Origin of the sequence: Micromonospora sp. U56, from assembly GCF_018070095.1 — a bacterium.
Classification (GTDB): domain Bacteria; phylum Actinomycetota; class Actinomycetes; order Mycobacteriales; family Micromonosporaceae; genus Micromonospora; species Micromonospora purpureochromogenes.
This window is the reverse complement of sequence record NZ_JAGPYL010000184.1, coordinates 1-8,781: the sequence shown is the minus strand read 5'-3', so window position 1 is coordinate 8,781 and position 8,781 is coordinate 1. Positions and strand designations below refer to the sequence as shown.

Annotated in this window: 10 protein-coding genes; 8 read left to right on the top strand and 2 right to left on the bottom strand. The window is 73.0% G+C overall.

Annotation, left to right across the window (positions count from 1 at the left end):
• Positions 1-50 precede the first annotated feature (50 nt).
• The gene (locus KBX37_RS32365; protein ID WP_374103937.1) at positions 51-365 is read left to right on the top strand and encodes a hypothetical protein; all 315 of its coding nucleotides are present in this window, start codon (positions 51-53) and stop codon (positions 363-365) included.
• Positions 366-389: 24 nt separating this feature from the next.
• Here KBX37_RS32365 and KBX37_RS32360 read toward each other — a convergent pair whose 3' ends face one another.
• The gene (locus KBX37_RS32360) at positions 390-1,040 is read right to left on the bottom strand and encodes a metalloregulator ArsR/SmtB family transcription factor (protein ID WP_210779634.1); all 651 of its coding nucleotides are present in this window, start codon (positions 1,038-1,040) and stop codon (positions 390-392) included.
• 144 nt (positions 1,041-1,184) lie between these two features.
• On the opposite strand from KBX37_RS32360, the gene folE reads away from it, so the two are divergent.
• The 4 genes from folE to KBX37_RS32340 all read left to right on the top strand — a co-directional run bounded on the left by folE (position 1,185) and on the right by KBX37_RS32340 (position 5,065).
• On the top strand, positions 1,185-1,796 hold the full coding sequence (gene folE, locus KBX37_RS32355) for a GTP cyclohydrolase I FolE (protein ID WP_210779637.1): 612 nt from the start codon (positions 1,185-1,187) through the stop codon (positions 1,794-1,796).
• Between the two features lie 21 nt (positions 1,797-1,817).
• Positions 1,818-3,053: an NAD(P)/FAD-dependent oxidoreductase gene (locus KBX37_RS32350; protein WP_210779633.1), complete on the top strand. Its 1,236-nt coding sequence runs from the start codon at positions 1,818-1,820 to the stop codon at positions 3,051-3,053.
• A 97-nt stretch (positions 3,054-3,150) separates the two neighbouring features.
• Entirely contained in the window at positions 3,151-3,657 is a 507-nt protein-coding gene (locus KBX37_RS32345) for a DUF2231 domain-containing protein (protein ID WP_307849298.1), read from the top strand.
• A 67-nt stretch (positions 3,658-3,724) separates the two neighbouring features.
• Entirely contained in the window at positions 3,725-5,065 is a 1,341-nt protein-coding gene (locus KBX37_RS32340; protein WP_210779632.1) for a nicotinate phosphoribosyltransferase, read from the top strand.
• 83 nt (positions 5,066-5,148) lie between these two features.
• Here KBX37_RS32340 and KBX37_RS32335 read toward each other — a convergent pair whose 3' ends face one another.
• Positions 5,149-6,111: an endonuclease/exonuclease/phosphatase family protein gene (locus KBX37_RS32335; protein ID WP_210779631.1), complete on the bottom strand. Its 963-nt coding sequence runs from the start codon at positions 6,109-6,111 to the stop codon at positions 5,149-5,151.
• Between the two features lie 433 nt (positions 6,112-6,544).
• On the opposite strand from KBX37_RS32335, the gene KBX37_RS32330 reads away from it, so the two are divergent.
• From KBX37_RS32330 to KBX37_RS32320, 3 genes are all read left to right on the top strand, one after another.
• On the top strand, positions 6,545-7,858 hold the full coding sequence (locus KBX37_RS32330; protein WP_210779630.1) for a hypothetical protein: 1,314 nt from the start codon (positions 6,545-6,547) through the stop codon (positions 7,856-7,858).
• A 172-nt stretch (positions 7,859-8,030) separates the two neighbouring features.
• Positions 8,031-8,201 carry a hypothetical protein gene (locus KBX37_RS32325; RefSeq protein ID WP_210779629.1) on the top strand — a complete coding sequence of 57 codons (171 nt, stop codon included), beginning with the start codon at positions 8,031-8,033 and terminating at the stop codon, positions 8,199-8,201.
• A gap of 108 nt (positions 8,202-8,309) precedes the next feature.
• Entirely contained in the window at positions 8,310-8,681 is a 372-nt protein-coding gene (locus KBX37_RS32320; protein ID WP_210779628.1) for a hypothetical protein, read from the top strand.
• The last annotated feature ends 100 nt before the right edge of the window (positions 8,682-8,781 follow it).

Sequence of the window (8,781 nt, the reverse complement as noted above, 5' to 3'; positions counted from 1 at the left end):
GCGCTGCTCGACGCGGCCCGCAGGGGCGCACCGCGCCCGGCGCTGCGGCTGTGTGTCTCCGGCGGCGCGTCGCTGCCGCTCAGCGTGCTGGACGAGGTCGCGGCGACGAGTGGGCGGCGGCGGTGGACGGGCTGCGGTCCCGCGGCCTGATCGCCGACGGTGGCGCCGACGACCTGGCCCTAACCGACGCCGGCCGGGAGTTGCGTCAGTCGGTCGAGGACCGGACCGACGCGCTCGCCGAACCGGCCTACCGGGTGCTCGGCGAGGACGGGTGTGCGCGGCTCGCGGAGGTGGCGCGGCCGCTCAGCCGCGCCGTCGTCGACGCCGGGCTGCTGAACCTGAAGGCCACGCCCACCGTGGGATGACCGCCGGTGCGGTGGAGTGGGTACTCACGACGGCAGGTTCAACTCCACGCAGCAGGCACCGGGGCGGGGGGCCAGGCGGGCCGCGACATCGGCGGCGCCGAGCCCTTCGAGCAGGCCGGTGAGGAAGGCGTGGTTCAGCCCGCAGACGAGTGCGGTGTGCCGGGTGGCCAGGGCGTGGAACGGGCAGTTGTGCAGTAGCACCCGCCGCTGCGCGTCGGGCCGCGGCTCGAATCCGAGGCCGCCCAGCGCCGACAGGACGTCGCACCCGTCCTCGGCCAGTCCGGCGCCCAGGCTGCGGCCGCGCTGCCCGGCGAGCCGACGCGCGGCGTCGTCGGCGTTGGCCGGATCGTCGACGACCGCGTCGGCGAGGATCTCGGCGATCAGTTCGTAGCGGCGTTCCGGGACCGTGACGGCGAGACCGTCCCCCGCCGGCTCGTACACCTTGGGGCTGCGGCCCCGGCCTCTCGGCTGGTCGGGTGGGGCCTGATAGCGGGCCCGCAGCAGGCCGGCGTCGACGAGCTTGTCCAGGTGGAAGGCGGCCAGCCCGCGGGTGATCCCGGTGGCGTCGGCGGCCTCCTCCCGAGTGACGGGGTGGTCCTGATGGCGCACGTGGTCGTACAGCGCCCGCCGGGACGGATCGGCGAGCGCGGCCACGGCTGTCCATCGGTCCGGCATCCCACCGAGATTATCACCAGCGCCGGCTATTGAAATTCTTCCGCGCCGGGTACAGCATGAATAACGACAACGTTGGTTGGCGAAAACGGGTGGGTGGTCGACATGGAGCTGATGGGCCGAGCGTCCACCACCCACCGCCCGTCGATGGGAGTAGAGGTGGCCCTCAGTCCGCTACAGGTCGACCGGCGGCCCGCCACAAAGGACCTGGTCGCCGCCGAACAGGCCGCGGCCGCGTTCCTGGCGGCACTCGGCGTGAACCTCGACGCCGACGGGCTCGCCGAAACGCCGGGCCGGATGGCCCGCGCCTATGCCGAACTGCTCACCCCGCGCGAATTCCGGCTCACCACCTTCGACAACGACGAGGGCTACGACGAGCTCGTCGTAGCCCGGGCCATCCCGATCCGCTCGGTGTGCGAACACCACCTGCTGCCGTTCATCGGCGTCGCCCACGTCGGGTACCTGCCCGGCGAGCGGATCCTCGGGCTGTCCAAGCTCGCCCGGGTGGCGGAACTCTTCGCCCACGGCCCGCAGGTCCAGGAACGGCTGACCAAGCAGATCGCCGACTGGCTCACCGCCCACCTGCGTCCGAGCGGCGTCGGGGTGGTCATCGAGGCGCAACACCTGTGCATGACCCTGCGGGGGGTCCAGGCGGTCGGCGCCACCACCATCACCTCCACGCTGCTCGGCGCGCTACGCGACGACTCGCGCTCCCGCGCCGAGTTCTTCACCCTCACCGGAGTCGGCGCCCGCGCCTGACACGTCCCGCTAGGAGAATCCGTGACCCAGCAGCGTCCGTTCGTGATCGTCGGGGCCGGGCTGGCCGGAGCCAGAGCCGCGCAGACACTCCGCGAGGAGGGGTTCGACGGCAAGATCGTCCTGTTCGGCGAGGAGACCGAGCGCCCGTACGAACGGCCGGCACTGTCCAAGGGCCTGCTGCTGCGCACCAGCGAGCGCGACAGCGTCTACGTGCACGACGCCGGCTGGTACGCCGACCACGACGTCGACCTGCGTACCGGCACCCGGGTCACCGCCCTCGACCGCCGGTCCCGAGAGGTCACGGTCGCCGACGGGCAGCGCTTCCCCTACGACAGGCTGCTGCTGGCCACCGGGTCACGCGCCCGGACCCTGCCGATTCCCGGCGCGCACCTCGACGGCGTGCTGCGGCTGCGTACCCTCGCCGACAGCGACCGCATCTCCGACGCCCTCGTCGACGGGGCGAAGGTCGTCATCGTCGGCGCCGGCTGGATCGGCCTGGAAGTGGCGGCCGCCGCGCGCACCCGCGGCGCCACCGTCACCGTCGTCGAGATCGCCGACCTGCCCCTGCAGCGCGTCCTCGGCGACCAGCTCGCCACCGTCTTCGCCGACCTGCACCGCGCCCACGGGGTCAGCTTCCACTTCGGTACCCAGGTCCACGAGTTCCAGGGGTCGGACCGGGTCAGCGCGGTACTGCTCGCCGACGGCACCGTCCTGCCCGCCGACCTCGTCGTCGTCGGCGTCGGCGTCCAGCCCGACACCGAACTCGCCGAACAGGCCGGCCTCGCCGTCGACAACGGGGTCCTCGTCGACGACACCCTGCGTACCAGCGACCCGGACATCTGGGCCGCCGGCGACCTGGCCAACGCCCAGCACCCGCTGCTGGGCACCAGGGTGCGGGTCGAGCACTGGGCACACGCCCTGCACTCCGGGCCCGCCGCTGCCCGCGGCATGCTCGGTCAGGCCGTCAGCTACGACCGGCTGCCCTACTTCTACACCGACCAGTACGAGCTGGGCATGGAGTACACCGGCCACGCCCCGCCCGGCTCCTACGACCGGGTCGTCGTCCGCGGCGAGCTCACCAGCGGCGAGTTCATCGCGTTCTGGACCGCCCAGGGGCGGGTGCTGGCGGGCATGAACGTCAACGTCTGGGAGGTGACCGGCCCGATCGGGCAGCTGATCCGCTCCCGCCAGCCCGTCGACCTCGACCGCCTGGCCGATCCCGCCGTCGCCCTCGACAGCCTGATCCGTCAGGAGTGAGCGAACCCGGGCGAGGTGGTCGGCGACGGGTTCACCGCCGGTAGGTGTACCAGCGACCCGAAGGGGTACCCGCGCCGGACATATCCCGTCAGACAGGGTGGTTGCGGTGGAAAGTCGAGCCAAGGCGTTGGGTCACGGGATCCATCCCATGATGATCGTGTTCCCGCTGGGGCTGTTCGCCACAGCGGTGATCTTCGACGTCCTGTATCTGATCACGGACCGCGCTGGATTCCAGATCTCCGCCGGGTACATCATCGGCGCCGGTATCATCGGCGGTCTCGTCGCCGCGGTCTTCGGGTTCATCGACTGGCGGGCCATCCCGGCCGGTACCCGCGCCAAGCGCGTCGGCGCGATCCACGGCATCGGCAACGTCGTCGTCGTGCTGCTGTTCGCGGTGAGCTGGTTGGCGCGGGCGTCCGCGGAGAACTGGGAGCCGAACGCCCTGGCCCTGATCTGCAGCTTCGCGGGCATCGTCCTGTCCGGGATGACGGCCTGGCTCGGCGGCGAACTGGTCGAGCGGCTGGGCATCAGTGTCAGCGACGGCGCCGGCGTCAACGCGCCGAGTTCCCTGTCCCACCGTCCCGCGCGCGGCGCCCGCTCCTGACCCGACGGCACGGCATCGCCGCGATGCCACCGGCCCGTCGACCGTGCCCCGTGCCGATGGAGGAACCGTGACCGGGTTGCGTACGGACCTGTACGAGCTGCGGATGGCGGCCAGCTACCTGCGCCGGGACATGGTGGAGCACGCCACGTTCAGCCTGTTCGTCCGCCGCCTACCGCCGCAGCGTGGCTTCCTGGTGGCCGCCGGGCTGGCCGAGGCGCTGGCGTTCCTGGAGAGCTTCGCGTTCGACGAGGGCGAACTCGGCTACCTGCGCGACACCGTCGGGCTCGACGAAGCGACGCTGGCGGCGCTCGCGGGGCTGCGGTTCACCGGTGACGTGTGGGCCGTACCGGAGGGCCGGGTGGTGTTCGCCGACGAACCGCTGCTGGAGGTCACCGCGCCGATCGCCGAGGCGCAGCTGGTGGAGACCGGCGTGCTGAACCTGATCACCTTTCACACCACGGTGGCCAGCAAGGCCGCCCGATGCCGCCTCGCCGCCGGCGACGCGCAGTTGGTCGACTTCGCGTTCCGCCGCACGCACGGGATCGAGGCCGGCGCGGCCGTGGCGCGGGCGTCCGCGATCGCCGGCTTCGCCGCGACCAGCGACGTCGAGGCCGCTCGGCGCTACGGGCTGCTGCCGTCCGGGACGATGGCCCACTCGTACGTCGAGGCGTTCCCCGACGAGCGCGCCGCGTTCCGGGCGTTCGCGACCGACTTCCCGACGAACCCGGTGTTCCTCGTCGACACCTACGACACGCCCGCCGGGGTACGCGCCGCCGTCGAGGTCATCGCGCAGCTGGGACTGACCGGCCCGGTGGGCGTGCGGCTCGACTCCGGAGATCTCGCCGCGCTGGCCGTGCAGACCCGCGCGATCCTCGACGAGGCCGGGCTGACCGAGGCCCAGATCGTGGCCAGCGGCAGCCTCGACGAGGACGTCATCGCGGCGCTTGTCGCCGCGGGCGCACCGATCGACGCGTACGGAGTCGGCACCCGCATGGGCGTCTCGTTCGACGCGCCGTCCCTGGACAGCGCCTACAAGCTGGTGGCCGTCGGCGACCGGCCGGTGCTCAAGCTGTCGCCCGGCAAGGCCACCCTGCCCGGTCCCAAGCAGGTCTTCCGCGATCCCGCCGGTGCCGGCGGCGACGTGGTGGGGCTGCGCGACGAGCCCCCGCCGGGCGACCGCGAGCCGCTGCTCGTGCCGGTCATGCGCGGCGGCCGTCGCCTGGCCGCCGCCGACCCGGCCGGTGAGGTACGCGCCGCGCGCGGCCGGTTCGACGCGGACCTCGCCTGGCTGCCGGAGCCGGCGCGCCGGCTGGCGGACCCGGCGCCGCTCACCGCCACCGTCAGCCCGGCCCTGGCCGCGCTGCACGAGCGGGTGGCCGCGCAGGTGGCGCGGGGCGGGACCTACTGACGCGGGCCGCTCACGCTATGGCGCTCCGCACCAGTGGCAACTCCGGGCTGGCGCGTGCGCGCCAGCCCGGAGCAGCGTTCGGGTTACCGCAGGGCCAGCACGGCCAGGTAGCCGAGGTGGTCCGAGGCCCACCGGCCGTCGGGGGTCTGCCGCTCGTTGCCGAAGATGAGGGCCGACACGGGTACGACCGCCCCCCGGAACAGGACCATGTCGATACGGTGTTCGACGGCGTCGGCGGGTTGGTTCAGGTCGTCGCCCAGACCCGCGGTGTAGCCGGGTTCATCCGGGTGCAGGATCTCCCACGTGTCCCGCATCCCGCCGGCCACCAGCGCCGCGTAGGCGAGCCGGTTCTCGGCGACGGGCAGGTCGGGACCCGTGTTGAGGTCACCGGCGAGGATGACGTCACCCGGCGCGGTGGCCAGCGGCCCGGCCAGCAGTTCCCGCGCCTGCAGCACCCGGACACCGGGGTGAAAGGCCTCCAGGTGGGTGTTCACGAACCGGAACGGGCGTTGCCCGTGCACCACGTCCACCGCGGTCCAACCGCGGGTGCTGGTCACGGTCCCGCCCGTTGCCGCGAGCGTGAAGGTGAGGTTGTTGGCGAAGGTGCCGGACGAGGAGTCGGTCACCTGCACCCGGCCGCCGTGGCGCACCAGGATCACGTCGCGCATCGTGAGCCGTACGTCGAGGAAGTGCGGCCCGCCGGCGGGCGCCTCCAGATCCGCCTCGGCCTGTACGACCGCGATGTCGTACGGGTGACCGGAACGGCTCAGCTCGCCCATGAGGAGGGCCAGGTAGTCGTACCGGACGTCGGTGGCCGGTGCGGCGAGGTCACCGAACGTGCCGGTGCGCCACAGGGCGACCTCCTGCAGGCCGACCAGATCCGGCTTGTTCTCGGTGATCTCCCGAGCGAGCAGCTTCGCCCGGGCCGGAAAGTTGACCAGGCCGACATGGCTGAACAGCGCGGAGTTGGCGGCCAGGAACGCGCCCGTGGTCGGGGCGCCGATGGACGGCGTCAGATCGCCGCCCAGATACAGGTTCCGGGTCATCACGGTGACTTTGGACTGTCCCTCGGCGTGAACGGGCGCGCCGAAAATGCCGAGGCTGACCAGTGCGATGGCGGCGGCAAGGGTGACTCTCGCTGCTCGCCAGCGGGAGGTGGTGGGTGTCGGGAGCATCCTCTTCGATCCTCTCTCCCGGCGACTACGCCGGCGTCGGACGTGAGATCGATCCGGTGGTGCGAGGTGGGGACGCGCAAGGGGCGTCGCGGTGCGTGCACGCTATCGCCGCGCGGACGGTCCGGGATAGCCGTGGATATCGGCGGTTCGGCCCCACCCGCCAACCGGTACGGGTACTCGACGATGACGCCGCCTCCACCGATCGGCCGCCGGCGGAACCAGCCGATGGCTACGGCGTGTCCTGACCCGCCGCGCGCGGTTGTACCGGGTGGACGCGGAACCCCTTCGCGATGAGAGGCGACCGGTGGCGGCGACGGACGGGACGGCTTCGGGCTGGCGGGCCCGGTGGGTCACCCGAGAGAACGAGCGGCGGCGCAAGGCGTACGAGGCCGCCGCCGAGGCGTGGCGACGACGCGACAACGAGCTACGGCAGCTCTGCGCCCGGGCCGACGAACCCGAGCAGCCGGCCCAGACGCCCGTGGGGCTGCCCGTGGACCTGGACGACGACGAGGTCGTGGCCACCGTGCAGGCCGGGGCGGAACTCCTCGAGGTGACGGCCCGGCACGCCGCCGGCCTGCCCGCGTCGGAGCTGACCGTCGTTCCCGTGGCGGACCCGGTCCGGTCACCCGGACCGACGAAGGGCATCGCGGTGGTCGACGCCGGCACGGCGGTGGTGACCGACCGGCGGCTGGTCCTCATCGGACGCCACGGGGTCCAGGAGTGGCCGTACCCGCAGCTCACCGGGGTGGCACACCATCCGGAGCAGCCGTTCACCCTGCTGCACGAGCAGGGCGCGGGAAGGATCCGGGGAGTACGGGTGCCGCCGACCGCCGCAGCCGCCTTCCGGCTGCGACTCACCGTCGCGTACGCCGACGCCGTCGCCGAGCGGGATGCGCTGCTGGACCGGCTCGACGAGGCGGTGGTGGCGCACTGGCGTACCCAACCGGCGGCGCCGGCGCCGGCCACGCCCGCCGAGGCCCCGGCCGCCGCCCGCCTCGCCCTTCCGGCGCTGGTCGCCGCCGTCGCGGTGCTGCTGGCCCTGGCGGGGGTCGTGGGCACGGTCCGGTGGTCCGCGGCGGACCGGCCGGTGGTCGGAATGGACATCGGCGGCCGCCCCTCGACCGACCCGGATGAAACCTCGCCGTCCGCCGCCGTTGGCGCGCCGCGCAGCCCCACCGCTCCCACCGCCACTCCGCAGCCGGACGCCACCACCGCGCCCGGCACGTCCCGTCCCGGTACGGCACTGGTGCCCGGTTCCGGGCCGATCACCTCGCCTGGACCGGGCCCGACCGGTGGTGCCTCGCCCACCAGGCCCTCCGGGCAGCCGTCGGCCAGCAGCACCGGCGGCGGCCAACCGAGCCCGTCCACCGGCTCGCCGAGCCCGACCTCGGTGGACCGCTGCGGCGCACCGGAGAACCCGTACGGCTACAACTACTGCGGCGGCTCCTACATCGACGACCCGGCCGCGGACGTCTGCGACTGGTTCGCCTGCGTGGATACCTTCTGGAACGGCAAGGGCTACCTGGTGCAGTGCGAGGACGGCCTGGTCAGCATGACCGGCGTACCGGGCGGGCCGTGCGCCGACCACGGTGGCACCCGACGCCCGGGCTACGTCTGACCGCGGCGGTGGCGCTGGTCGACGCCGGGTTCACGGCGCGGGCTGTCGGAGCAGGGCCGTGCTCGTTGAGGCCAGGATGTTACGAACAGCACCACCACCCGGTCCGTTGACCCTCGTTGGGCTCTGGAGCGATGGCAGGCAGAGCGGCCGACCATGGGCGGGGGACAGAGTGATGGATGATCAGGCGGAGTGGGACGACCTGCGCGAGCGCCGGATGGCGGAGCCGGGGGCCGTCGAGGCGTACGAGGCGGCCCGGATCGCGTTCGAGCTGGGCCGGACGGCGCGGCAGCTGCGGGAGCGCGCCGGCCGCATGGCGCTCCGCCGGCGGGCGGCCCGCCCCTGAACACCTCTCGATGCCGGGAGACATGCTGGGGGAACCTCAACGGGCCGGCGGACGTCGAAGGGCTGCGGAGGTGAGCGGGGATGGCCCGGACGGCGCTGGCTGGCATGGGTGACCGCGGTGGCCGTCCTCGGTGGCTGCGCGACCGGCAGCGGACCCGGCGGGGATGACCTGGACCGGTTGCGCCTGCAGGCGCGCGACGCCCTGACCCGGTATGACCAGGCGGTCCTCGCCGCCGGTGGGGCGCAGGCCTTCGTGCCGGTCGGGGAGCTGACCGGCCAGCTCGGCGACTGGGAACAGGCGAACGGCGACAACAACAAGCAGGCGTTGCTGACCGGCCGGATCGTCCCCGCCACGGCGCTGCCCGCCCTCGGGCAACCGACGGGGAAGGTGGTCTGGGAGAACGGCAGGACGCAACCCGTTCCCCTGGCGTCGGCCGAGGAGGCACTCGCCCGGCTGAGAGACCGTCGGGTAACCGGTTGAGGACTGAGGGTTATAGCGAGACGCGCCGATTGGCGGTGCTCGACAAATAGATCATCCCCGCCATGATCGCGATGTGTGTGCAACAGAGATCGTGGCGGGG